Raw genomic sequence first — 25487 nt, 5'->3', positions numbered from 1 at the left:
GAATTCACATCTCCATTTTAAAAGACAGAGAGTCGTTCAGAATAAATGGCAGTAAAAAACCCGCCCTTCAGCAGGCGGGTTTTCTTCGGTTTAAAGCACTTTCGTCGTCCAAGACTCGCAGTTCCATGTTTCTGTCGCGATATCCATATAAAACTCTGGCTCGTGGGAAATAAGCAGAATCGAGCCTTTGTATTCTTTCAGCGCGCGCTTAAGCTCTTCCTTCGCATCGACATCCAAATGGTTTGTCGGCTCATCAAGCACCAGCAGGTTTGTTTCCGAATTGATCAGCTTGCACAATCTGACTTTGGCTTTTTCGCCTCCGCTTAATACGGAGACGCGGCTTTCGATATGCTTTGTCGTCAGCCCGCATTTTGCCAGTGCGGCACGGATTTCATACTGGGTATATGAAGGGAATTCGCTCCATACCTCTTCGATGCACGTATTGTTGTTTGTTTCCTTGACCTCTTGCTCGAAATAGCCGGTATAGATGTGCTCGCCGCGTTCAACCGAACCTTCGAGCGGCTGGATCTCGCCAAGCAAACTTTTCAGCAATGTCGTTTTTCCGATTCCGTTTGCGCCGTATAGGGCGATTTTTTGGCCGCGCTCCATGCGGAGGTTGAGCGGACGGGACAGCGGGGAATCGTAACCGATCACGAGATCCTTCGTTTCGAAAATCAGCTTGCCTGACGTTCTCGCCGGCTTGAAATGGAATTCCGGCTTTGGCTTTTCTGCCGCAAGCTCGATCATATCCATCTTATCGAGTTTCTTTTGGCGGGACATCGCCATGTTTCTCGTGCTGACACGCGCTTTGTTGCGGGCAACGAAATCCTTCAGCTCTGCGACTTCCTGCTGCTGCTTTTTGTAGGCCGCTTCAAGCTGCTGTTTCTTCACCTCGTAGACTTCCATAAACTGATGGTAGTCGCCGACATAGCGTGTCAGCTCTTGATTTTCAACGTGATAAATCAGGTTGATGACGCTATTTAAGAACGGAATATCGTGGGAAATCAGGATGAACGCGTTCTCGTATTCCTGAAGGTAGCGTTTCAGCCATTCAATATGCTGTTCATCAAGATAGTTGGTCGGCTCATCAAGAAGCAGAATTTCCGGCTTTTCAAGGAGAAGCTTAGCGAGAAGGACTTTTGTGCGCTGTCCGCCGCTCAAATCGGTGACATCGCGCTCTAAACCGATATCACTCAAGCCGAGGCCGCGAGCGATTTCTTCCACTTTGGAATCAATGACATAAAAATCATTGTTCGTCAGCGCGTCTTGAATCACGCCGACATCTTCAAGCAGCTTTTCAAGCTCGTCGGGATCAGCTTCGCCCATTTTGTTGTAAATCTCGTTCATTTCTTCTTCCATCGCAAATAAATAATGGAACGCGTCTTTCAGGACGTCACGAATGGATTTTCCTTTTTCCAGCACGGTATGCTGATCCAGATAGCCGACACGGACATTTTTTGACCACTCGACTTTTCCCTCATCAGGTTCAAGCTTTCCGGTAATAATATTCATGAAGGTTGATTTTCCTTCACCGTTTGCGCCGATCAGCCCGACGTGCTCGCCTTTTAACAGGCGGAAGGAAACGTTATTAAAAATGGCCCGGTTACCAAAGCCGTGGCTTAAATCCTTTACAGATAAAATACTCATGTTTACACCTCTATCGTTTATCAAACACGCACAATCGGCGTGTAATATTCACCCTTTTGATTATAAAGGAGGATTCGGAATGTTGAAAGGTATAGGAAAGAAAAAGAAAAATTGCGTTCCGGGCGAGGTTTTGAGATACTATGGAATAGATTTCAGGAATTGAGGAGAACAAAATGACGCAAACTTGGCCATTTTTACATAATGCACAATCATTTATACAAGAGAATTGGAAGGCTTCCGGCTTTCAAAAGCCAACTCCTGTACAGGAGCAGGCTGCCCAGCTGATCATGGACGGAAAGGATGTCATCGCGGAATCGCCGACAGGCACAGGGAAGACGCTGGCGTATGCGCTGCCGGTCTTGGAGCGGATCAAGCCGGACCAGAAGAATCCGCAGGCAGTCATTTTAGCGCCTTCGCGTGAGCTGGTCATGCAGATTTTTCAAGTGATTCAGGATTGGAAAGCGGGCTCAGAGCTGCGCGCGGCTTCCTTAATCGGCGGGGCGAATGTGAAGAAGCAGGTTGAAAAGCTGAAAAAACACCCGCATATCATCGTCGGCACGCCGGGCAGGGTATTTGAACTGATTAAAGCAAAAAAACTCAAAATGCATGAAGTGAAAACGATCGTGCTTGATGAAACGGATCAGCTCGTCCTGCCGGAGCATCGTGAAACGATTAAGCAAATCATTAAGACAACATTGAGAGACCGCCAGCTTCTTTGTTTCTCAGCCACCCTCAAAAAGGAAACAGAGGATGTGCTCCGCGAATTGGCTCAAGAGCCTGAGGTGTTGAAGGTGCAGCGAAGCAAGACGGAAGCTGGGAAAGTGAAGCATCAATATCTCATTTGCGACCAGCGTGACAAAGTAAAGCTGCTGCAAAAGCTGTCAAGGCTTGAAGGCATGCAGGCGCTCGTATTTGTGAGAGATATCGGCAACCTGAGTGTATATGCCGAAAAGCTGGCATATCACCACGTTGAACTCGGCGTTTTGCACAGCGAAGCGAAAAAAATGGAGCGGGCTAAAATCATTGCCGCATTCGAAGACGGAGAGTTCCCGCTTTTATTGGCGACTGACATTGCCGCACGCGGCTTAGACATTGAAAACCTGCCATACGTGATTCATGCTGATATTCCTGATGAAGATGGCTATGTCCACAGATCAGGACGAACAGGCCGGGCCGGAAAAGAAGGCAACGTGCTGAGCCTTGTGACAAAATTGGAGGAATCAAAGCTGAAAAAAACGGCGAAGAAGCTTGGTGTTGAGCTGAGTGAAGCTGTGTATGCAGGCGGAAAACTGAAGACGAAATAAAAAGGAGGGCGAAAAGCCCTTCTTTTTTGTTGTAAAATAATAGAAAAGGTTTCGCGCGGAGGTGGGAAGATGGCTTCAATAGACAGGTTTCAAGCAGTGAAAGAGCCAGAGCTTAAAATCCTTGAACACTGGTTTGAAAATGAGGCTACCAGGCGGAGAATGGATGGGATGCTGCCATTAGATGAGTGGTATGCACGAGTAAATAAAGATGAACACGATACCATCATCATGGCGTATGATGGGCAGCTGCCGGCAGGAATGGCCGTTATTGAGTTCGGGGAGGAGCGGACGTATATTGGATTGATCGTCAATCCTTTGTACCGGCTTCAAGGGTACGGAAAACGGATATTACAAAAGCTGCTGACCGAACCTGATTTTACTAAAGTGCGGGAATGGGTGGCATGCATCGAAGAAGACAATCGAATCAGTTTAGCCTGCTTTCAGGCAGCAGGGTTCATTTTGGAGGATACGAAACCAGATGAAGATGGTTTTCTTACGCTGATTTTTCGCAGCGGACCTCAATAAACACAAAAGGAGGGCAAAAAGCCCTCCCGTTTTTATCTTCAGCTCGGGTCGCTGACCTTGATCAGCTGTTTCCCTTTATTTTCTCCCTTAAATAAGCCGAGAAACGCGTCAGGAATATTTTCGAAGCCTTCTATGATGGTTTCCTCGTAATGGAGTTTACCAGCCTTCAGCCATTCGGCCAGCTGTTTTGCTCCCTCAGGAAAACGATCGGAGTAGTCGCTGACGATAAAGCCTTGCATCAGCGACTTGGTTTTAATTAGCTTTGATTGGACACGCGGGCCCATGTCATCTGCTTCGCTTTCTGCATTGTAGGAAGAAATGGCGCCGCACACCGGAATGCGGGCAAATTCATTGAGAAGATTCATGACCGCGTCTGAAATCGGTCCGCCGACATTGTCAAAATACACATCGACACCGTCAGGACAAGCGTCTTGAAGCGCTTTTTGGATATCATCCGCTGTTTTGTAATTGATGGCTTCGTCAAACTGAAGCTTCTGTTTTAAATAGTCGATTTTTTCATCAGAACCCGCGATACCGACAACTCGTGCGCCTTTGATTTTGGCAATTTGCCCGACTGTTGAACCGACGGCTCCCGCAGCTCCGGAGACAACCACGGTTTCTCCTTCCTTCGGGCGCCCGATGTCCAGCAATCCGAAGTATGCCGTCAAGCCGGTCATTCCCAAAATGCCTAGATAGGCAGAAGCGGGAGCGAGGCTTGTATCAATTTTTCGCAAGGCAGACTCGCTTACCGCGGAACATTCCTGCCAGCTGAGGTTTCCAATGACGATATCGCCTTTTTTCAGATGATTCCCGTCTGACACAACTTCAGCGATAACCCCGCCAGAGAGCGCTTCATTTAAAGCGAATGGCTCAACATATGATTTCGTATCCTGCATACGGCCGCGCATATAGGGGTCAACCGATATATATAGCGTTTTGACAAGCACTTCCCCTTGCTTCGGTTCAGGAACCGGAACGGTTTCAAAGCGAAAGTCTTCATGAACAGGAACACCTTGCGGACGTCTTGCTAATTGAATTTGCTGCTGAGATGCTGTCATTTTCATCCTCCTATCACTTGGTTGACACCACTGTAACATGGACAGGAGAGGAAATACAAAAGGTAAGCTGGCGAAATGAAAAGGAGAGGATCTACCTCTCCTTTTCATTTCGCCCGTAATTTCGGACATAGTCCCGTCGGCAGGCACATTGGCTTCTGGTCGATCGGGCTTCTCATGATGCAGCATTCCAATCCGAAGACTTCACGGAAAAATGGCTGGGTAAATACATCTTCCGGCGTTCCGGCATTATATATTTTTCCGTCCAGCACACTGATCAGATAGTCAGCATATTGAGCGGCTTGGTTTAAATCATGGAGCACCATGACAACGGTGCGGCCATGATCGCGGTTCAGCTTTTTCAGCAGCTCAAGCACTTCAATTTGATGTGAAATGTCTAAGTACGTGGTCGGCTCATCAAGCAAAAGCAAATCGGTTCCTTGCGCAAGTGCCATGGAAATCCAAGCTCTTTGTCTTTGGCCGCCTGAGAGGGCGTCCAGCGTCCGCTCCTTCAGCTCGATCATTCCCGTTGCGTTCAGCGCCCACTCTACCATGTCGTGATCCTCTTGCGTATGCTTGGATAACAGCTTTTTGTGAGGATGTCTGCCGAAATAGCATAATTCCTCTACCGTTAATCCTTCAGGAGCCTGAGGAGATTGTGGAAGAATGGCCAGTTTTTTTGCGACTTCTTTTGACGGCTGGCGGTGGATGTCTTTTCCTTCTAATAGCACTGTACCGCTTTTCGGGGCCATCAGCCTGGCGAGCGATTTGAGGATTGTTGATTTACCGCAGCCATTGGCGCCGATGAGCGCAGTGATTTTTCCTTCTTCTATCTTTAAGTCGACCCCGTCAATAATCACTGTACTGTCATATGAAAGAGTGAGCTGGTCTGCAGCCAGTTTTCCCATGGTATCCTCTCCCTACTGTTTCCTCGCTTCGAATTTCAATAAATATAAGAAATAAGGCGCGCCGATCACGGCTGTCAGTATTCCGGCAGGTATTTCAACCGGGGGCATGAGGCCGCGCCCTAGAGTATCTGCAATTAATAATATAATAGCACCAATCAATGCCGATGCAGGCAGTAAATATTTAGCTTTTTCTCCGGCAAGCCGTCTGGCAATATGCGGAGCAAGCAAGCCGATAAAACCGATTGAGCCGACGACGGCTACACAGCTTCCCGCCAGCGCAACCGCGGTGAAAATCAGGATGAATCTCAGCCGGTTTGCGTTTTCTCCGAGACCCTGCGCAAGCTCATCACCGAGTGACATAAGATCCAGCTTCGGTATGAGAATGCAGACGATCGGAAAAAGAATCAAAAGCCATGGCGCAAGCAGCTTGACTTCTTCCCAGTTTCTTCCCCAGAGGCTGCCTGTCAGCCAAATGAGTGCAGCATTCACGTCGCCCGGAAACTTGACCATCATATATTGCATTCCGGCGTGGCAGACCGCGCCTAAGGCAATGCCTGATAAAGCCAGTGAAGAGGGCTGAATGCTCTTTTTTCGGGCTATCATTAACAATAGTACAGCAATAATGGCTGCTCCGGCAAATGCGGAGAACGGAAGCACGTATACCGGCGACTCAGGAAAGATGAGAATCACAGCCATCGCCGCAAGTCCGGACCCTTTTGAAATGCCGACAACGTCCGGGGAAGCGAGCGGATTTCGGATCACGCCCTGTAAAATCGCTCCGGCAGCGGCGAGACCTGCACCGGCCAGAATCGCTAAGATAATGCGGGGAAGCCGATATTGCTGGATGATAAATTCAAAGGAATGATCCAGTCCCAGCAAATTCGTCACCACCGCCTCAGGTGAAATGTATAATGCACCGATTCCGATGCTGATGACGGACAGAACGATCAAAATCACGGCCAATATGAGTATCGCCAGCAAGGGGCGTTTTTGTTTTCTGGTTGTTTTCTTCATTTCAGGTGTCGCCCTTTCCTTGCCAAATATAAGAAAAACGGCGTTCCGATAATCGCGGTGACAATGCCGACCGGTGATTCATAAGGAAATGCAATCCATCTGGCCAGAACATCTGCGTACACCAGCAAAATGGCACCGAACAGTGCCGAAAACGGAAGCACGTATTGATAATGTTCTCCGATCAGCTTGCGGACAATATGCGGGACGAGCAGCCCGACAAAGCCAATCGGCCCGGCGACGGCTACGGAAGCGCCGGAAAGGATTAAAATAATCAAACTGATCAGAATCCGGATGCCGTTCATATTTTGTCCAAGCCCTTTTGCTGTTTCGTCTCCGAGACCGAGAACAGAAATAGAACCGGAAAATACGAGAGCAAGCCCGATGCCAATGACAGAAAACGGAGCGATGGTCAAGACGTCCTGCCAGTTGCTGCCGTCGATTGCGCCTGTCATCCAGTACAGAACATCCTCACCTGACTCATTTAAAATAATGATGGCCTGTGTCATGGAGGAGAGGAATAAGTGCACGGCCATTCCTGACAGCGCCAGTTTGACAGGTGTCATGCCGCCGGATGAGGCAATCATATACACAATCGCGCCGCCTGCCGCCGCACCCGCAAAAGCGAAAAGAACAGAAGAATAGGGCGATGCCGGCAGAATGACGAGAGAAGCAACGACAAAAAGCGATGCACCCGCATTCACACCGAAAATTTGGGGTGAAGCCAGAGGGTTTCTCGTCATAGCCTGCATTAGCGCCCCTGCTACAGCTAGGCTGGCGCCGACAAAAACGCCGATTAATGTGCGGGGAAGGCGAAGAGTAGAGATGATGAGCTGTTCCTTTGAACCGTCCCATACAAAAAGATATTTCAATGAATCTATGATGCCGATGTCTGAGGCTCCTACTGAAAGATTCAGCCCAAGCCCAAATATAAAAATGATCAGTGCAATGATGAACATCATCAGTCTTGATGATGAGCGCCGTTTGGCTGAATGATACAACAGTCTCACTTCCTTACTGCGTCTGGTTGCAAAAACGAAGAAGCAAGGATTTCCCCTCGCTTCTCATTTGTCCTATTTATTATACACTTTTTTAAGCACATCTTTGGCACTTGTTTCACTAGACTTGATGCCTCTGAATCTTGTCCAAGTGTCACGGTCCGCATCATAGACTTGTCCATTTTTCACCGCTTCGAGATTTTTCCAGAGCGGGTTCGTTTTCCATTCGTCTACAATGGTCTTGCCTTCGTTGGCTGAGATGAACAAAATATCTGGATCGATTTTGCTCAATTGCTCGAGGCTGACCTCTTGATAGGCGTTATCTGACTTCACAGCGTGTGTAAAGCCGAGCATTTTAAAGATTTCTCCGTCATAGGATGATGATGTATGAAGCTGGAAGGAATCCGCTCTTGCAACGCCGAGAACGATGTTGCGGTTTTCATCTTTCGGAAGCTCGGCTTTCAGGCCGTTGATGACTTTGTTGTGCTCGGCAAGCTTTTCTTTTCCTTCATCTTCTTTATTTAATGCTTTTGCAATGGTTGTAAAGCTGTCGATGGTTTCGTCATATGTCGCTTCACGGCTTTTTAATTCAATCGTCGGGGCGATTTGTTTCAGCTGTTTATAAATGTTTTTATGGCGCTCAGCGTCAGCGATGATTAAATCAGGCTTCAATGAACTGATGACCTCAAGATTCGGTTCGCTGCGTGTGCCTACAGATGTGTAATCAATGGAGCTGCCGACAAGCTTTTTAATCATATCTTTTTTGTTGTCATCGGCGATGCCCACCGGCGTCATGCCGAGATTGTGTACGGCATCCAAGAATGAAAGCTCAAGCACAACCACCCGCTTAGGTGTGCCGCTTATTGTCGTTTTTCCTTCTTCGTCATGGATCACTCTGGAATCCTTAGACTTGCTTCCGCTGCTTCCGTTGTTATTCTGGCTTGATGAACAGCCGGATACAATGAGGCAGGCGAGCAATAAAACACTCATGATGGCAATCAACTTGTTAGAATAGGTGCGCATGTCATTCTTCCTTTTTTTAGTTTTAGTAATGAGAATCATTATCACATGTAACACTATAATAGCATGGCTTATCATGTCAATATTTTTTTAGTAAAGAAAGCCGCTTTTTCACTGCTTTCTCATAAAAGCATCATCAGATACAAATAAGTGGTATGCAGCGTTACCGTGTCTTCGAGACAAAAACGCATGGGCATTGGCTTTAGAGGTTTCGAACATCTCAGCAGTGACATAAGGGAGGAGAGTGTTAAGATAACCGGACAATTTCGTTTCTATTTCGTCCGCAAGCGCAAACTCAATATCGCCGATATTCATAATAATCGAGAAAACAAAGTCGATATCGATATCAAAATGCTCCTCGGCAAAAACTGCAAGCTCGTGAATTCCTGGCGAACATCCGGCACGCTTATGGAAAATCTGTTTGACTAAATCACTTACAATCCAAGCATTGTATTGCTGTTCTGGTGAAAAATATTGCATTAGACATACCTCCTGCTCGTACGGATAAAGGCAGCAATTCATGGTCGTGTGCTCCGTGCAGCGGCTTCTCTTAGATTTTGACTTTTCTGAAAATAGGTCCCGATCCTATCACTTTACCATGGACGGAAAATAAATAGCTACTACCATTCTTCCTGTTTTTCTCTTCAATGTTCTGGAATCTGTTTCAGGTACAGACGAACGGGTATGAAAGAAATATAGAAAACAAGAAGGAGGAATATCGAAATGAAACCAGTTGTAAAAGAGTATACAAATGACGAACAGCTCATGAAGGATGTAGAGGAATTACAGCAAATGGGTGTGGCGAAAGAGGATGTATACGTCTTAGCTCACGACGATGACAGAACGGAACGCCTGGCAGACAACACGAATGCCAACACGATCGGAGCCAAAGAAACAGGTTTGAAGCATGCGGTAGGAAATATCTTCAATAAAAAAGGAGACGAGCTCCGCAATAAAATTCACGAAATCGGTTTTTCTGAAGATGAAGCCGCTCAATTTGAAAAACGCTTAGATGAAGGAAAAGTGCTTCTCTTTGTGACAGATAACGATAAAGTGAAAGCTTGGGCATAAAGCAGGGGAAAAAACCAAAGGGCCAATGGCGGCCTTTTGGTTTTTTTTTGCGGTCTTTGCGGCGGATCTTCTGCAGAATGCCGCAATAAGATAGCGGAACATTTTCGGTTCTGGATGTCCCTCAATTTGCTATTATATTTTTGTGAGAAATTGGAATAAAATCTCACAAAACAGAAAATGGGGGTACATAGTGAATGAAAAAAGTGATGTTAGCTACGGCTCTGTTTTTAGGGTTGACTCCAGCTGGCGCGAACGCAGCTGATTTAGGCCACCAGACGTTAGGATCCAATGATGGCTGGGGCGCCTACTCAACCGGTACGACAGGCGGATCAAAAGCGTCATCTTCGAATGTGTATACCGTCAGCAACAGAAACCAACTTGTCTCGGCATTGGGGAAGGATACCAATACAACACCAAAAATCATTTATATCAAGGGAACGATTGACATGAACGTAGATGACAATCTGAAGCCGCTTGGCCTAAATGACTATAAAGATCCGGAGTACGATTTGGACAAATATTTGAAAGCCTATGATCCTAGCACGTGGGGCAAAAAAGAGCCGTCGGGCACACAAGAAGAAGCGAGAGCACGCTCTCAGAAAAACCAAAAAGCACGGGTCATGGTGGATATTCCTGCAAACACGACAATTGTCGGTTCAGGGACTAACGCCAAAGTCGTGGGCGGAAATTTTCAAATCAAGAGTGATAACGTCATTATCCGCAACATTGAATTCCAGGATGCCTATGATTATTTTCCACAGTGGGATCCGACTGACGGAAGCTCAGGGAACTGGAACTCACAATACGACAACATTACGATAAACGGCGGCACGCACATCTGGATCGATCACTGTACGTTTAACGACGGCTCGCGTCCGGACAGCACATCACCGAAATATTATGGAAGAAAATATCAGCACCATGACGGCCAAACAGATGCTTCCAACGGTGCTAACTATATCACGATGTCTTACAACTATTATCACGATCATGATAAAAGCTCCATTTTCGGATCGAGTGACAGCAAAACCTCTGATGACGGCAAATTAAAAATTACGCTGCATCATAACCGCTATAAAAATATTGTCCAGCGCGCGCCGAGAGTCCGCTTCGGGCAAGTGCACGTATACAACAACTATTATGAAGGAAGCACAAGCTCTTCAAGTTATCCTTTCAGCTATGCATGGGGAATCGGAAAGTCATCTAAAATCTATGCCCAAAACAATGCTATTGACGTACCGGGACTGTCAGCTGCTAAAACGATCAGCGTATTCAGCGGGGGAACGGCTTTATATGACTCAGGCACATTGCTGAACGGCGCACAGATCAACGCATCGGCTGCAAACGGGCTGAGCTCTTCTGTCGGCTGGACGCCGTCTCTGCATGGATCGATTGATGCTTCTGCTAATGTGAAATCGAATGTTATAAATCAAGCGGGTGCGGGTAAATTAAATTAAGAAAGTGAAAAACACAAAGGGTGCTAACCTTTGTGTTTTTTAATTAATTAAAATGTTTATTAACTTAGTTAAGGAGTAGAATGGAAAAGGGGATCGGAAAACAAGTATATAGGAGGAGACCTATTTATGGCTTCAGAAAAAGACGCAGGAAAACAGTCAGCAGTAAAGCTTGTTCCATTGCTTATTACTGTCGCTGTGGGACTAATCATCTGGTTTATTCCCGCTCCGTCCGGACTTGAACCTAAAGCTTGGCATTTGTTTGCGATTTTTGTCGCGACAATTATCGGCTTTATCTCCAAGCCCTTGCCAATGGGTGCAATTGCAATCTTTGCATTGGCGGTTACTGCACTAACTGGAACACTATCCATTGAGGATACATTAAGCGGATTCGGGAATAAGACCATTTGGCTTATCGTGATCGCATTCTTTATTTCCCGGGGATTTATCAAAACCGGGCTCGGTGCGAGAATTTCGTATGTATTCGTTCAGAAATTCGGGAAAAAAACCCTTGGACTTTCTTATTCACTGCTGTTCAGTGATTTAATACTTTCACCTGCCATTCCAAGTAATACGGCGCGTGCAGGAGGCATTATATTTCCTATTATCAGATCATTATCCGAAACATTCGGATCAAGCCCGGCAAATGGAACAGAGAGAAAAATCGGTGCATTCTTATTAAAAACCGGCTTTCAGGGGAACCTGATCACATCTGCTATGTTCCTGACAGCGATGGCGGCGAACCCGCTGATTGCCAAACTCGCCCATGATGTCGCAGGGGTGGACTTAACATGGACAAGCTGGGCAATTGCCGCGATTGTACCAGGACTTGTAAGCTTAATCATCACGCCGCTTGTGATTTACAAGCTGTATCCGCCGGAAATCAAAGAAACACCGGATGCGGCGAAAATCGCAACAGAAAAACTGAAAGAAATGGGACCGTTCAAAAAATCAGAGCTTTCCATGGTTATTGTCTTTCTTTTGGTGCTTGTGCTTTGGATCTTTGGCGGCAGCTTCAACATCGACGCAACCACAACCGCATTGATCGGTTTGGCCGTTCTCTTATTATCACAGGTTCTGACTTGGGATGATATCAAAAAGGAACAGGGCGCTTGGGATACGCTCACTTGGTTTGCGGCGCTTGTCATGCTGGCCAACTTCCTGAATGAATTAGGCATGGTGTCTTGGTTCAGTAACGCCATGAAATCCTCAGTATCAGGATTCTCTTGGATTGTAGCATTCTTAATCCTAATTGTTGTGTATTTCTATTCACACTATTTCTTTGCGAGTGCGACAGCACACATTAGTGCGATGTATTCTGCATTTTTGGCTGTCGTCGTGGCAGCGGGCGCACCGCCGCTTTTAGCAGCGCTGAGTCTCGCGTTCTTCAGCAACCTGTTTGGATCAACGACCCACTACGGTTCTGGAGCGGCCCCGGTCTTCTTCGGAGCAGGCTACATCCCGCAAGGCAAATGGTGGTCCATTGGATTTATCCTGTCGATTGTTCATATCATCGTATGGCTTGTGATCGGCGGATTATGGTGGAAAGTACTAGGAATATGGTAGAAAGAAAAAGGCAGACGAGGTCTGCCTTTTTTGTGTTGTCCCACATTACATCATAGTGGGATGAATCTTCTATAGCAATCGGCATATGAAAAGCCGATAGAAGGAAAACAACGAACTGAGAAAATAGACTGAAAACTATGATTAACCTGAGCAATCCATAATCAAGTGAGAAATATCTGGCGTTTTGCAGACTTTCTTTCTTTTGGGGACTAGCGGCATGTGGAGCTCACCGGGTTTTTAGACACAACAGAATATATAAAATATAAGCAAAAAAGGTGATGCAAGGACAATCACCTTTTTTTATTTTGCTTAGCGAAGCGAAAGACGAATGGCGTATTTCCTGCATATACTACCTGGAACTATTTAAAGATAGCGGGGAATGAAGTTGAGTGAATGATGTGATTGTAAATGGAGGATTTGAAACGGGCAATTTGACGGGATGGGTCTCTGCAAATGTGTCTGTAATCAATACTTTTGCCCACTCTGGAAGATATTCAGCGCAGTTTATCAGCAGCCAGCCGTATGCTTTTTTAGGCCAAATTATCCCTGTTATTTCTGGACAATCTCTTACATTCATCGTTTCACTTGGAAGAATGGGGAATAACCCAAGTCCCCAAGTAACGATACAAATTTTATTTGTTAACAGAGAAGGAGAAGAGATTGAAGGCGGACAGGAGATTATCATTACAGCCGGGAATTTGCCAAATCTCACTTTAAATACATGGAATGAAATCTATAGAACAATACAAACACCTGTAGATGCAGTAAGTGCTGTAGTTGTTATTAGTAAGGCTTCGTTTGGATCTGTATTGATTGATGATATTTCTTTAATAGATTCTGTTGGTGGGATTGGACCAACAGGCCCGATGGGTCCAACTGGAGAAACGGGAGTGACAGGAGCGACCGGATCAACGGGACCAACCGGAACGACTGGAACGACTGGAGCAACGGGATCAACAGGAGCGACCGGAGCAACGGGAGAAACAGGAGCGACAGGACTAACCGGATCAACGGGATCAACCGGATCAACGGGATCAACCGGATCAACGGGAGTAACTGGAGTAACTGGAGCGACCGGACCAACAGGTCCAACCGGAGAAACAGGGGCCACCGGATCAACAGGAACAGCCGGATCAACTGGAGCCACTGGAGCAACAGGAGAAACAGGATCAACGGGTCCAACAGGAGTAACAGGAGAGACAGGAGCTACTGGAGTAACCGGAGCGACAGGACCAACAGGAGTGACGGGAGCAACGGGAGCAACAGGATCAACAGGATCAACTGGAGCGACAGGATCAACCGGACCAACCGGAGCAACCGGAGCAACCGGAGCAACCGGAGCGACGGGATCAACAGGATCAACTGGAGTAACAGGATCCACGGGAGCGACGGGATCAACAGGACCAACAGGATCAACCGGTCCAACAGGATCAACCGGATCAACCGGAGCAACGGGAGAAACAGGGGCAACCGGAGCGACAGGACCAACGGGTCCAACAGGATCAACAGGAGCAACAGGATCAACAGGACCAACAGGAGCAACAGGAGCAACAGGATCAACTGGTGCAACCGGATCAACCGGATCAACAGGACCAACAGGATCAACTGGATCCACCGGAGCAACAGGAGCCACCGGAGCGACAGCACCAACAGGAGAAACTGGACCAACCGGAGCGACGGGACCAACAGGCCCAACAGGAGCGACCGGATCAACGGGTTCAACAGGTGCAACCGGATCAACCGGATCAACAGGACCAACAGGATCAACTGGATCCACCGGAGCAACAGGAGCCACCGGAGCGACAGCACCAACAGGAGAAACTGGACCAACCGGAGCGACGGGACCAACAGGCCCAACAGGAGCGACCGGATCAACGGGTTCAACAGGTGCGACGGGATCAACGGGATCAACGGGACCAACCGGATCAACAGGATCAACAGGATCAACAGGATCAACGGGAGCGACGGGATTAACAGGATCAACAGGACCAACAGGAGAAACCGGAGTGACGGGATCAACCGGAGCAACAGGATCAACCGGAGAAACCGGACCAACAGGTCCAACCGGAGCGACCGGATCAACGGGAGAAACAGGAGCAACAGGAGTGACAGGAGCAACAGGAGAAACCGGAGTGACGGGATCAACAGGACCAACAGGACCAACGGGTGCAACCGGATCAACAGGAGTGACCGGAGCGACGGGACCAACAGGAGCAACCGGATCAACGGGAGCGACCGGATCAACGGGAGCAACCGGAGCAACAGGAGTGACAGGACCAACAGGAGTGACAGGAGCAACCGGAGCAACAGGAGTGACCGGATCAACGGGTGCAACCGGATCAACAGGAGTGACCGGAGCGACGGGACCAACAGGAGCAACCGGAGCAACTGGGGCGACAGGATCAACGGGACCAACCGGAGCAACGGGAGAAACAGGAGTAACAGGAGTGACCGGAGCGACGGGATTAACAGGATCAACAGGACCAACAGGAGAAACCGGAGTGACGGGAGCAACGGGAGCGACGGGATTAACAGGATCAACAGGACCAACAGGAGAAACCGGAGTGATGGGAGCAACGGGAGCGACGGGATTAACAGGATCAACAGGACCAACAGGAGAAACCGGAGTGACGGGAGCAACAGGACCAACAGGACCAACGGGTGCAACCGGATCAACAGGAGTGACCGGAGCGACGGGACCAACCGGGGCAACAGGAGCGACGGGATTAACAGGATCAACCGGATCAACCGGAGAAACCGGACCAACAGGAGCAACGGGATCAACCGGAGCAACTGGAGCGACCGGATCAACTGGAGCGACCGGATCAACCGGAGCAACCGGATCAACCGGAGCAACTGGAGCCACTGGATCGACGGGAGCAACCGGAGAAACCGGATCAACAGGAGTAACCGGAGCAACTGGTGCAACCGGATCAACAGGACCAACAGGATCAACAGGACCAACAGGATCAACTGGATCCACCGGAGCAACCGGATCAACCGGAGCGACAGCACCAACAGGAGAAACTGGACCAACAGGTGCGACGGGACCAACAGGCCCAACGGAGCGACCGGATCAACGGGTTCAACAGGTGCGACGGGGATCAACGGGACCATCCGGAACGACGGGATCAACAGGATCAACAGGATCAACGGGAGCGACGGGATTAACAGGATCAACAGGACCAACAGGAGAAACCGGAGTGACGGGAGCAACTGGAGTGACGGGTCCAACAGGATCAACCGGAGAAACCGGACCAACAGGAGCCACCGGAGCAACGGGATCAACCGGATCAACGGGTGCAACAGGAGCAACGGGAGCGACAGGACCAACAGGACCAACGGGTGCGACCGGAGCGACGGGAGCAACCGGATCGACTGGAGCAACGGGAGAAACCGGATCGACTGGAGCAACGGGAGAAACAGGAGTGACCGGACCAACGGGAGCAACGGGAGAAACAGGAGTGACCGGACCAACGGGATCAACAGGGTCAACTGGAGTGACCGGACCAACGGGTCCAACAGGAGAAAGGGGAGCAACAGGAGAAACCGGACCAACGGGACCAACCGGAGCGACTGGAGAAACGGGATCAACGGGATCAACAGGAGTGACGGGATCAACAGGAGCAACGGGATCAACCGGAGCGACAGGATCAACAGGATCAACAGGAGCAACCGGATCAACAGGACCAACAGGACCAATAGGAGCAACTGGATCAACCGGATCAACAGGCCCAACCGGCCCAACCTCACAAGTTTTCTTTGACCAAACGGCAACACAGCTGCAATTATATCCTCCATTGAATTCGGAAGTAACAATACTCACATTTACTGTTCCTATAACAAGTGGTCAAAGAGTAAAGACTGACATATCAGCAGATGTTATTGCGAACACCACAGCGAATTATACGATTAGTGGTTCTACCAGACTAAGGAGAAATGGAACATTGCTAACAGAAGTTCCTTTCTTTAGATCGGGAACAGGCGCAGGGGCACAAAGTTTTGTAATTTCCACGACTTACGTTGATACTGCAACTAGTACGGGTAACAACGTATATACTATTAGTGTCATTATTACAGCACAGTCAAATGTAACAACAGTTTACGCAGATACTCGAGCAGCAAATGGTGTGAGGTATGTATAAACACAAAACGCATAAGGACTTAGGTCCTTATGCGTTTTCTAACTGTTAAGGTAAATATTCATCAATAAACCTTTCAAGATAATAAGAATACTGGTCAGAATCAAACTCATTGCCGCATGCATGTAAAACCCATGGCTCTTTCTGATGAGGGATGCCGACTGCATATCCTTTTTCTCTAAACTCAAAGCATTGAGAAGTATCGTATAAATGACACCCGTCAAAAATCTCTTTTCGCCATGGAACATCATACTGAGTCGCCAGCAATAAACCGTCTAATGCTTGAACTGTTTTCACAGTTTTATCAATTTCATCAAATGATAAATAGCTGTACGTACTGCGGTATTCAATGACTTTCCCGGCTTTTTTAGAAGCCTCCCACCAAATCCCGCTTTGCGGCACTTCTTCAGCTCCGATGACACCTATCATACCTAGGCCATCATTTTGCTGAAAGACATAAAGGAGATCATAAATAAAGGTTCGGTTGATGATAAATGTGTCCTGATGTAAATACACTTTATATTTTGAATCTGAGTCCTGCATGGCCTTCTGGTATCCTGAGGCCATACTGTCTGCGTTGCGTATATTGATCAATTCTACTTTCATATGCGGCGGTACAGAAAGAGATTGGATATGCCGCTGACAGAGATCATAAAGGGTGTCATCATTCACACATGTAATGAAGCTGATTGAGTGTTGATTTACATGCGGGTTCATCTTTTCTCTGCCTTTATGATATATTGATAGACTCTGGCTTCCTCCTCGAAATCTGTGTGATAAATCCCCATGCATGCTCTGACGTGAGCCAGTTTCCTGATCATTTTTTCATAATAGTGAGTCGTGAAGGGAATAGGCTCAATTAGGCTGATCTTGTAGCCTGTTTCATGAAACATCTTTTTCATTTCGTGCAGAGTGAAAAAACGGAAGTGAGTTTTATCAAGCAGCCCGGCCTGTGTATACGTCCATTTGCCGGACAGCAGACTTTCAAAAATCGAGATATGGCTGATATTTGGGATGCTTGCCAAAATGCTTCCTGTCTCTTTTACATAAGGCTTGAGGTTACGTAAAACTGCCCACGGGTCTTTTAAGTGTTCCAACACATCTCCGAATATGAGGTAATCAAATGTGTTTTTTTGAAAAGGCAGCTTCAGTGTTTCGATGTCTCCTGTTATCACTTCGTCAATGTGGCGCGCGGCTTTTTCGGCAGCGGGCGGATAGGATTCGATCCCGTAATAGGAGCAATTGATTTTTTCCTTAACAGCTGCGCCAAACAAACCTTCAGCGCACCCGACTTCAAGAATGGCTTTTGCATGCGGTTCTATTAAATTAAAAAGTCTCCAATTAATCCCTTTGTAATATTCGTTATCTTTTAGGTGATATTCTTTCATAGAATTAGCTTGTGGCTTTTTATTAATTTCCATGATCTTCACCCCCGGAGCCAGCCTGCATATTCAGGATATTTTCAAAGTATTTTTGATTTGCTAGCATTCTTGAATCGTGAGGACGGTATTGTAATGCAGATTCATTATGCTGATAGGCAAGCTGATGCTGGCCGAGTTTATCGTAGCAGACGGCTAATTGCAGGTGTGGAAGCCAGGTCGCACATGCGCGGTTTTGAAAAGCCAGACTTTCTGAGCCCCTATTTTCAATTGCCTTTTCATACCAGTAGACCGCGCTTTGAAAATCGTTTTTCTCAAAAAAAGAGTAGCCCAGCCTGCAGCATGTTTCCGCTCTGGGTGGTCCGTAGACGAGCGTGTGGAGCACCCAGCTTAGTTCTTTTTCCTTCAGTCCCAATGAATGATAGCAATCTGCTAATTTATTGCATGCTCTGATATTATCCTCGACCCATCCCTGCTTTGTTTGCAGGAACCGCAAATAGTATTCAATCGCTTTTTCTATTTTTCCGTGATCACATAATTCGTTTGCATAGTAAAATAAATCTCTTGGTGAAAAATCCTTTCCAGCAGAGACCATGTTCTCATAAATCCGGAGGTTACGGTCTGCGTCATGGCTAAGCGGCATGTGAGAAACGGCTGCTTCACTGTGGTGGAGATTGCCATATACCTCCAAGTACTCGTGGACCGCGCCGATCCACTTAAAGCCCTTTTCCCGTTTGACAAGCCGATACCTTCTTAAGCTGGATGTGACGTTATTTGCTTCGTCAAATGCCAGATGGTATTTCATTGAGACCGCGTCGATGTTCAGATCAAGCGTCCTTTTTAAATCCACTAACAGCTCTTGATCCTTCTTTGTAAATACGTCATCGGCGTCAAGCCATAAAATGTAGTCGGATGTCGCCTGCTGGAACGAAAAATTTCGGGCCGCCGCAAAATCGTCAATCCATTCAAAATCAAAAATTCGGTCTGTATAGCGGGCAACAATGTTTTTCGTCTGATCTGTTGAACCGGTATCCACAATGTTGATCTCATCCACAATCTCTTTGACAGAATCTAAGCAGCGGCTAATAACAGCTTCTTCATCCTTCACGATCATACACAGACTTATCGAAATCACATCGCGGCCTCCGTTTCATTTTGTTTTTTCTTGATGGCATGGACAAACATGCAGTCAATATGAGCATGTGTTGACAAGTGATCCACAGGCAGGCCAAACTGTCGGGCGAGAAATTTGAGTTCCTGTAAAAACAGCTGGATCTTCGGTTCAGGTACGGCGGAATGGGGAGTGATAAATTTTAGCTCATAAAGATGTTTTGGAAAAAGCGTGTTTACGTTTTGAGGTGTAATGAAGTGAGTGTGTAACGGTGTTCCGCATAATAATGAGTAAAGCGTGTCTGCATAAGCTGTGTTCGGGATGCTGCAAATCAACGAGCCAGAAGGCTTGAGGTAAACGGAAAGGGCCTCAATTGTTTGCCGGGGATGCGCCGAGCTGTTCAAAAGGTCTCCTATCAAAACTGCATCAAAAAAAGCCTTCGGATAAGGAAGTTCGCATGCTTTCGTATCAGCCGAAATGACTTGTTCATAATAGGCGCTTGCTATGCTCCGTAATATCGCATCCTCTTCAACGCCGTACAGTGTACAGGTTTGCCGATTCAGAAGCTCTGCACCAGCAGCTCCCGCCCCGCAGCCGATATGCAGGATGGAACGGGAAGCGGAGGGCACAAGCTCCTTTAGGTCTGGCTGAGGATCGATAAAAGCCGTTACATCCCGCTTCCATTTATCTATGAATGTTTGGCGGTTGACCTGATATAAATTGCTGATGCTTAAATCCGGATTGCCGGAAAATGTGGCATGCCCGTGATGATGCACAAACGAGTCAAGGGCGATTTTTAGCTGATATCCTGCTTGCAGGGCGCGCAGACATAAGTCATCGTCTTCAAATGAACCGCCTTCAAAACGTTCGTCAAAACCGCCGATTTTATCCAGGACTTCTTTTTTTGCTAGAAGGCAAAAACCGACCAGCCGTAAAGCGGCTTTTGATTCGCCTCGATGCTCGATTCCTTCTAAGCTGGTGTAATCAACCGGAATTTGCTGGGCGCCGCTGACATAATTGCTAACAGGCCCGACCATGCCGGTTTTTTCATCTTGATAAAGCAGCTTGATCATTGGCTCCAGCCACTGATTTGTTACGATAGTGTCATTGTTTAAAAAAAGAATATTGTCCCCTAAAGCATTTTCAAGACCCTGATTGCAGCCTTTCGCGAAACCTTCGTTTGCTTCGTTGAAAATTGTTTTAATCGAAGACATCTTTTTAAGATAGTCTCGTGTCCCGTCATGAGAGCCGTTATCTACAACAATGATCTCTATACTGTTATGATTCGTATGCTTCCATATGCTCTCCAAGCATTGTTTTGTCAAAGCCAATTGATTATAAGTCAGTACAATAATACTCGTTTTCACCCTAACCTCCGCCCTTCACCATATCATTCGGTTACTCTATGTATATCGAAATGTTGTGTTGGAATGATTTCTTCCTGAAAAAAGACAGAGGCGGCTTACTCATTGATTTTGAAAAATGAGAAAATTCCCTATAAAAATGGTATGATCTAGGTAGAAAGGACGGCTGGTGCTTGGTGAAAAAGCGGTTCCATTTTTCCCTGCAAACAAAAATAATGGGGCTGATTGCGGCTCTGCTGGTCTTTGTCATTGGTGTGTTGACCATTACGTTAGCCGTTCAGCATACACAGGAAGAACGGAGGCAGGCGGAGCAGCTGGCGGTTCAAACGGCGAGAACTATTTCCTATATGCCGCCGGCTAAAGAGCTCATTGAGAGAAAAGGCGGACATGCCGCTGAGACGCAAGACGTCATTGAACAAATGAAAGAACAGACTGGCGCGTATGCCATTTATATCTTGGACGAAAAAGGAGACATTCGCAGCGCCTCTGGAAAAAGCGGTCTAGAGAAGCTGGAGCGCAGCAGAGAGATTTTGTTTGGCGGCTCGCATGTTTCTGCAACAAAAGCGGATGGACGGAGAGTGATCAGAGGGAGCGCGCCGATTATGAAAGAGCAGAAGGGATACAGCCAAGTGATTGGCAGCGTGTCTGTTGATTTTCTGCAAACGGAGACAGAGCAAAGCATCAAAAAACATTTAAGAAATTTGAGCGTGATTGCCGTGCTTGTGCTGCTGCTCGGATTTGCTGGCGCCGCCGTGCTGGCCAAAAGCATCAGAAAGGATACGCTTGGGCTTGAACCGCATGAGATCGCGGCGCTATATCGTGAGAGGAACGCAATGCTTTTGGCGATTCGAGAAGGGATCATTGCCACCAATCGTGAAGGCGTCGTCACCATGATGAACGTGTCGGCGGCCGAGATGCTGAGGCTGCCCGAGCCTGTGATCCATCTTCCCATAGATGAGGTCATGCCGGGAGCCGGGCTGATGTCTGTGCTTGAACAAGGTGAAATACCGCCGAACCAAGAGGTAAGCGTCAACGATCAGGTGTTTATTATCAATACAAAAGTGATGAACCAAGGCGGGCAGGCGCATGGGATTGTTGTCAGCTTCAGGGAGAAAACAGAGCTGAAGAAGCTGATTGACACATTGACAGAGGTTCGTAAATATTCAGAGGATCTCAGAGCGCAGACTCATGAGTTTTCAAATAAGCTTTACGCGATTTTAGGGCTGCTTGAGCTTGGGGAATATGATGAAGCCATTGATTTGATTAAAGAGGAATACGCGATACAAAATGAGCAGCATGATCTTTTATTCCATAACATCCATTCGCAGCAGGTGCAGGCCATTTTGTTAGGGAAAATAAGCAAGGCATCGGAAAAGAAGGTCAAGCTGGTGATTGATGAAAACAGCTCACTCGCGCCTCTTCCTGCACATATCGGCTTGTCCCATCTTATTACGATTATCGGCAATTTAATTGATAACGCTTTCGAAGCTGTAGCGGAGCAACGCGTGAAGGAGGTTTTGTTTTTTATCACGGATATGGGCCGTGACATTGTCATCGAAGTATCAGACACAGGGACGGGTGTGCCGCCAGATAAGATGGAAGCTGTGTTTGAGAGAGGCTATTCTTCAAAGGGGATGAAGAGAGGCTACGGTCTGGCCAATGTGAAAGACTCAGTGCGTGAACTGGGCGGCTGGATCGAACTGGCGAATCAAAAAAACGGCGGGGCGGTTTTCACTGTGTTTATACCGAAGGAGAAACAAGGGGGGAATCCATTTGATTCACATCGCGATTGCGGAGGATGATTTTCGAGTTGCGCAAATCCATGAGAGATTGATTAAACAGCTTGATGGATTCAAGATTATCGGCAAAGCGGCCAACGCCAAAGAGACAATGGCGCTTTTGAAGGAACACAAGGCTGATTTGCTTCTGCTGGATATTTATATGCCGGACGAGCTTGGGACCGCATTGATTCCTGAAATACGAAGCCGATTTCCTGAAGTGGACATTATGATTATCACAGCGGCAACAGAAACCCGTCATTTGCAGGAAGCGCTAAGGGCGGGGATTGCCCACTATTTGATCAAACCCGTAACGGCTGACAAGTTCAGGCAGGTGCTGCTTCAGTATAAAGAAAAAAGGAAGCTGCTCATGTCTCAGCCGGAGGTCAGCCAATCCATGATCGACCATATTTTTGGGAACAGTGTGAAGACAGCTTTGCCGGCAGAGGATTTGCCGACTGGCATTAATTCGATTACACTGCGAAAAATTAAGGAAGCGCTTCAGGCTGCGTCAGAAGGATTGACAGCGGAGGAACTTGGGGAAAAAATGGGGGCGTCACGAACAACTGCCCGCCGTTATGCCGAGTACCTTGTGTCAAAGGAAGAAGCAAGAGCCGAGCTTGAATACGGGATTATCGGCAGGCCGGAGAGAAAATATTATTTGGCGGCGAAATAGATATGAAACAATCTATAATCCTGTTGATTTTTCTGTTGATCTTTATGCAGGGTGATATCAGGCAGGCGGCTGCGCCGCGCCTGCCGGACGGGCCGATAGAAATTGTCGTCCCCGCTGAGCCTTCCGGCGGCTGGGATGTCACAGCGCAGGCGATTCAATCGGTTTTGAGCAAGAAGCAGATTGTGAAGGGGGATGTTCAAATCGTCTATAAACCAGGCGGCGGGGGAGAGAAAGGCTGGAAATATGTCAACAATAGCAGCAAACAAACCATCAGCATGACGTCCAGCCTCATATTGAGCAATGATCTTCTCGGGCAAAGCAAATTAAAAATGGCCGATTTTACGCCGCTCGCCATTCTCTCCAAGGAATGGCAGACAGTTGCATTGCCAAAAGGATCAGCGTTAACAAACGGCAAGGATGTGCTAAATGAGATCAACATGCATCCCGGCAAGGTGAAAATCGGCTTTGCCCCGGGGTTTGGCAATGATGATCAGCTTTCGTTCGCCAGAGCGGCCGATATGTACGGCATTGACCCTTTTGACATTCAATTTTTACAGTATGACAGCAGTGAACAGCTCATTCAGGCGCTGATCAGACATGAGATAGAAGCAGCTTCCATGACCCTTTCTGAAGCGAAACCATATGAACGAAACGGCGATATTACGTTAGCCGCTGTAACATCTGATAAAAGACTTCCCGGTTTTCCAAAGGTACCGACGTGGAAGGAGCAGGGAATCCCGTTTGTTTTTTCTCATTGGAGAGGGATTTTGGGCCCGAAAAATATGTCTGAGGAAGAGATTTCTTACTGGGATCAAGCGCTCAAGAAGGTCACCTCCTCACCTGAATGGAGGCGGAAAATAAACGAACAGGACTGGGAAAGCTTTTATTTGAACAGCAGGGAAACGAAACGGTTTCTTGAACAGCAATCTGCTATTTATCAAAGCATAATGACAGGAAATTAAGATCCCGGCATCCCGGGATCTTTTTCATGCCGGAAAATGATCAAAAAGAACAAAACGGTTTTAAAAAATTAAAAATACAAAAAAACCAAATTATTTACTTGCGGTTGGTTTTCCCATACGATGGCAAAAAGGCAAGACAAAAGGGGAGTAAGGGATAAAAATGTAAGCGGATTCATTTAAGGGGGAATGGATGTGTTAGCAATCTTAGGCTTTCTCATGATGCTTGTGTTTATGGCATTGATCATGACAAAACGGCTTTCTGTTTTAACAGCATTGGTTTTAACGCCGATTGTGTTTGCGCTGATCGCCGGATTTGGATTTACTGAAGTTGGGGACATGATGATTTCGGGGATTCAGCAAGTCGCGCCGACAGCTGTCATGATTATGTTTGCGATCTTATATTTTGGAATTATGATTGATGCAGGACTGTTTGATCCGATGGTTGGCAAAATTTTAAGCATGGTCAAAGGGGACCCTTTAAAAATTGTTGTCGGGACAGCGGTTCTGACGATGCTCGTCGCATTGGACGGAGACGGTTCGACAACGTATATGATTACGACAAGCGCCATGCTTCCGCTCTATTTGCTGCTTGGTATTCGGCCAATTATCTTGGCGGGAATCGCGGGCGTCGGCATGGGAATCATGAACACGATTCCATGGGGTGGCGCGACGCCGCGGGCGGCTAGCGCGCTGGGGGTTGATCCGGCTGAGCTTACAGGGCCGATGATTCCTGTCATTGCAAGCGGGATGCTTTGCATGGTGGCGGTTGCGTATGTGCTTGGAAAAGCGGAACGAAAACGCCTTGGTGTGATTGAACTGAAACAGCCGGCAAATGCCAATGAACCGGCGGCTGCGGTTGAAGATGAGTGGAAACGGCCGAAGCTTTGGTGGTTCAATTTATTGTTGACGCTTTCTTTAATAGGATGTTTAGTATCGGGTAAAATCAGTTTAACCGTTCTGTTTGTCATTGCGTTCTGTATTGCACTGATTGTGAATTATCCCAATCTCGAGCATCAGAGACAGCGCATCGCGACGCATTCCAGCAACGTGCTGGCTATTGGTTCAATGATTTTTGCGGCCGGGGTGTTCACAGGGATTTTGACAGGCACGAAAATGGTTGATGAAATGGCGATCTCGCTCGTGTCCATGATACCGGAACAAATGGGTGGATTGATCCCGGCGATTGTGGCCTTAACAAGCGGCATTTTTACATTCTTGATGCCGAATGACGCGTATTTCTACGGGGTGCTGCCGATTTTATCAGAAACAGCAGTCGCATACGGCGTGGATAAAGTTGAAATTGCCAGAGCCTCTATTATCGGCCAGCCGATTCATATGCTGAGTCCGCTTGTGCCATCCACTCATTTGCTTGTCGGGCTTGTCGGGGTTTCTATTGACGACCACCAAAAATTCGCATTAAAATGGGCAGTTCTCGCAGTGATCGTCATGACGGCTTGCGCTCTATTGATCGGTGCGATCTCTATTTCCGTATGATAATTCAGGCGTAATGACACAC

At 47.4% G+C, this 25487-nt stretch carries 22 protein-coding genes; 11 read left to right on the top strand and 11 right to left on the bottom strand.

Going from position 1 to position 25487, the window contains the following annotated elements; all coding sequences use genetic code 11:
• Nucleotides 1–90: 90 nt before the first annotated feature.
• Nucleotides 91–1647: an ABC-F family ATP-binding cassette domain-containing protein gene (locus tag QA442_RS18435; protein WP_279473347.1), complete on the bottom strand. Its 1557-nt coding sequence runs from the start codon at nucleotides 1645–1647 to the stop codon at nucleotides 91–93.
• Between the two features lie 173 nt (nucleotides 1648–1820).
• On the opposite strand from QA442_RS18435, the gene QA442_RS18430 reads away from it, so the two are divergent.
• Together QA442_RS18430 and QA442_RS18425 are read left to right on the top strand one after the other, a co-directional pair.
• Nucleotides 1821–2951 carry a DEAD/DEAH box helicase gene (locus tag QA442_RS18430; RefSeq protein WP_071580765.1) on the top strand — a complete coding sequence of 377 codons (1131 nt, stop codon included), beginning with the start codon at nucleotides 1821–1823 and terminating at the stop codon, nucleotides 2949–2951.
• A 69-nt stretch (nucleotides 2952–3020) separates the two neighbouring features.
• Nucleotides 3021–3476: a GNAT family N-acetyltransferase gene (locus tag QA442_RS18425; protein WP_095432190.1), complete on the top strand. Its 456-nt coding sequence runs from the start codon at nucleotides 3021–3023 to the stop codon at nucleotides 3474–3476.
• A gap of 38 nt (nucleotides 3477–3514) precedes the next feature.
• Here QA442_RS18425 and QA442_RS18420 read toward each other — a convergent pair whose 3' ends face one another.
• The 6 genes from QA442_RS18420 to QA442_RS18395 form a co-directional block, all read right to left on the bottom strand.
• Nucleotides 3515–4534: an NADP-dependent oxidoreductase gene (locus QA442_RS18420; protein ID WP_095432191.1), complete on the bottom strand. Its 1020-nt coding sequence runs from the start codon at nucleotides 4532–4534 to the stop codon at nucleotides 3515–3517.
• Nucleotides 4535–4638: 104 nt separating this feature from the next.
• The gene (gene yfmF / locus QA442_RS18415; RefSeq protein WP_071580763.1) at nucleotides 4639–5439 is read right to left on the bottom strand and encodes a Fe(3+)-citrate ABC transporter ATP-binding protein YfmF; all 801 of its coding nucleotides are present in this window, start codon (nucleotides 5437–5439) and stop codon (nucleotides 4639–4641) included.
• Between the two features lie 12 nt (nucleotides 5440–5451).
• A complete protein-coding gene (yfmE, locus tag QA442_RS18410; RefSeq protein WP_040083856.1) occupies nucleotides 5452–6453 on the bottom strand; it encodes a Fe(3+)-citrate ABC transporter permease YfmE in 1002 nt (333 codons plus the stop codon).
• Nucleotides 6450–7451 carry a Fe(3+) dicitrate ABC transporter permease FecD gene (gene fecD / locus QA442_RS18405; RefSeq protein ID WP_040083854.1) on the bottom strand — a complete coding sequence of 334 codons (1002 nt, stop codon included), beginning with the start codon at nucleotides 7449–7451 and terminating at the stop codon, nucleotides 6450–6452. The genes yfmE and fecD overlap by 4 nt, the downstream gene beginning before the upstream one ends.
• Nucleotides 7452–7523: 72 nt before the next feature.
• Nucleotides 7524–8471 (bottom strand): Fe(3+)-citrate ABC transporter substrate-binding protein YfmC, encoded by a 948-nt coding sequence (gene yfmC / locus QA442_RS18400; protein WP_095432193.1) that lies wholly within the window; start codon nucleotides 8469–8471, stop codon nucleotides 7524–7526.
• A 108-nt stretch (nucleotides 8472–8579) separates the two neighbouring features.
• Nucleotides 8580–8948: a DUF3212 family protein gene (locus QA442_RS18395; protein ID WP_014663176.1), complete on the bottom strand. Its 369-nt coding sequence runs from the start codon at nucleotides 8946–8948 to the stop codon at nucleotides 8580–8582.
• Between the two features lie 243 nt (nucleotides 8949–9191).
• Between QA442_RS18395 and QA442_RS18390 the strand changes: the two genes are divergently transcribed.
• The 4 genes from QA442_RS18390 to QA442_RS22255 all read left to right on the top strand — a co-directional run bounded on the left by QA442_RS18390 (nucleotide 9192) and on the right by QA442_RS22255 (nucleotide 16704).
• Nucleotides 9192–9539 (top strand): YflT domain-containing protein, encoded by a 348-nt coding sequence (locus tag QA442_RS18390; RefSeq protein ID WP_095432194.1) that lies wholly within the window; start codon nucleotides 9192–9194, stop codon nucleotides 9537–9539.
• A gap of 194 nt (nucleotides 9540–9733) precedes the next feature.
• Nucleotides 9734–10996, top strand: a complete 1263-nt coding sequence (locus QA442_RS18385; RefSeq protein ID WP_095432195.1) for a pectate lyase — start codon at nucleotides 9734–9736, stop codon at nucleotides 10994–10996.
• 126 nt (nucleotides 10997–11122) lie between these two features.
• Complete coding sequence (locus tag QA442_RS18380; RefSeq protein WP_040083848.1) at nucleotides 11123–12559, top strand: anion permease; 1437 nt, start codon at nucleotides 11123–11125, stop codon at nucleotides 12557–12559.
• A gap of 389 nt (nucleotides 12560–12948) precedes the next feature.
• Complete coding sequence (locus QA442_RS22255; protein WP_423856559.1) at nucleotides 12949–16704, top strand: NTTRR-F1 domain; 3756 nt, start codon at nucleotides 12949–12951, stop codon at nucleotides 16702–16704.
• A 45-nt stretch (nucleotides 16705–16749) separates the two neighbouring features.
• On the opposite strand, the gene QA442_RS18360 is transcribed toward QA442_RS22255, so the two are convergent.
• From QA442_RS18360 to QA442_RS18345, 4 genes are read right to left on the bottom strand one after another with little or no spacing between them, the layout of a single operon-like run.
• Nucleotides 16750–17418 carry a glycosyltransferase family protein gene (locus QA442_RS18360; RefSeq protein ID WP_095432334.1) on the bottom strand — a complete coding sequence of 223 codons (669 nt, stop codon included), beginning with the start codon at nucleotides 17416–17418 and terminating at the stop codon, nucleotides 16750–16752.
• Nucleotides 17415–18122 carry a class I SAM-dependent methyltransferase gene (locus tag QA442_RS18355; protein WP_095432333.1) on the bottom strand — a complete coding sequence of 236 codons (708 nt, stop codon included), beginning with the start codon at nucleotides 18120–18122 and terminating at the stop codon, nucleotides 17415–17417. The genes QA442_RS18360 and QA442_RS18355 overlap by 4 nt, the downstream gene beginning before the upstream one ends.
• Entirely contained in the window at nucleotides 18112–19215 is a 1104-nt protein-coding gene (locus QA442_RS18350; protein ID WP_071581247.1) for a tetratricopeptide repeat-containing glycosyltransferase family 2 protein, read from the bottom strand. The genes QA442_RS18355 and QA442_RS18350 overlap by 11 nt, the downstream gene beginning before the upstream one ends.
• Complete coding sequence (locus tag QA442_RS18345) at nucleotides 19212–20558, bottom strand: glycosyltransferase (RefSeq protein ID WP_095432332.1); 1347 nt, start codon at nucleotides 20556–20558, stop codon at nucleotides 19212–19214. Before QA442_RS18345 ends, QA442_RS18350 begins: the two co-directional genes overlap by 4 nt.
• A gap of 170 nt (nucleotides 20559–20728) precedes the next feature.
• Between QA442_RS18345 and yflR the strand changes: the two genes are divergently transcribed.
• The 5 genes from yflR to citM are packed head-to-tail and all read left to right on the top strand — an operon-like array spanning nucleotide 20729 to nucleotide 25465.
• Nucleotides 20729–22357, top strand: a complete 1629-nt coding sequence (gene yflR / locus QA442_RS18340; RefSeq protein ID WP_071581249.1) for a two-component sensor histidine kinase CitS — start codon at nucleotides 20729–20731, stop codon at nucleotides 22355–22357.
• On the top strand, nucleotides 22329–23009 hold the full coding sequence (gene citT / locus QA442_RS18335; protein WP_095432331.1) for a two-component response regulator CitT: 681 nt from the start codon (nucleotides 22329–22331) through the stop codon (nucleotides 23007–23009). Before yflR ends, citT begins: the two co-directional genes overlap by 29 nt.
• 2 nt (nucleotides 23010–23011) lie before the next feature.
• A complete protein-coding gene (locus tag QA442_RS18330) occupies nucleotides 23012–23971 on the top strand; it encodes a tripartite tricarboxylate transporter substrate binding protein (protein ID WP_095432330.1) in 960 nt (319 codons plus the stop codon).
• Nucleotides 23972–23997: 26 nt separating this feature from the next.
• A complete protein-coding gene (locus QA442_RS18325; protein ID WP_052438176.1) occupies nucleotides 23998–24129 on the top strand; it encodes a hypothetical protein in 132 nt (43 codons plus the stop codon).
• A 34-nt stretch (nucleotides 24130–24163) separates the two neighbouring features.
• Nucleotides 24164–25465: an Mg(2+)/citrate complex secondary transporter CitM gene (gene citM, locus QA442_RS18320; RefSeq protein ID WP_071581252.1), complete on the top strand. Its 1302-nt coding sequence runs from the start codon at nucleotides 24164–24166 to the stop codon at nucleotides 25463–25465.
• Nucleotides 25466–25487 lie beyond the last annotated feature (22 nt).

Source organism: Bacillus stercoris (assembly GCF_029772985.1).
GTDB lineage: Bacteria > Bacillota > Bacilli > Bacillales > Bacillaceae > Bacillus > Bacillus stercoris.
This window is presented reverse-complemented; position numbering and strand designations above follow the sequence as displayed.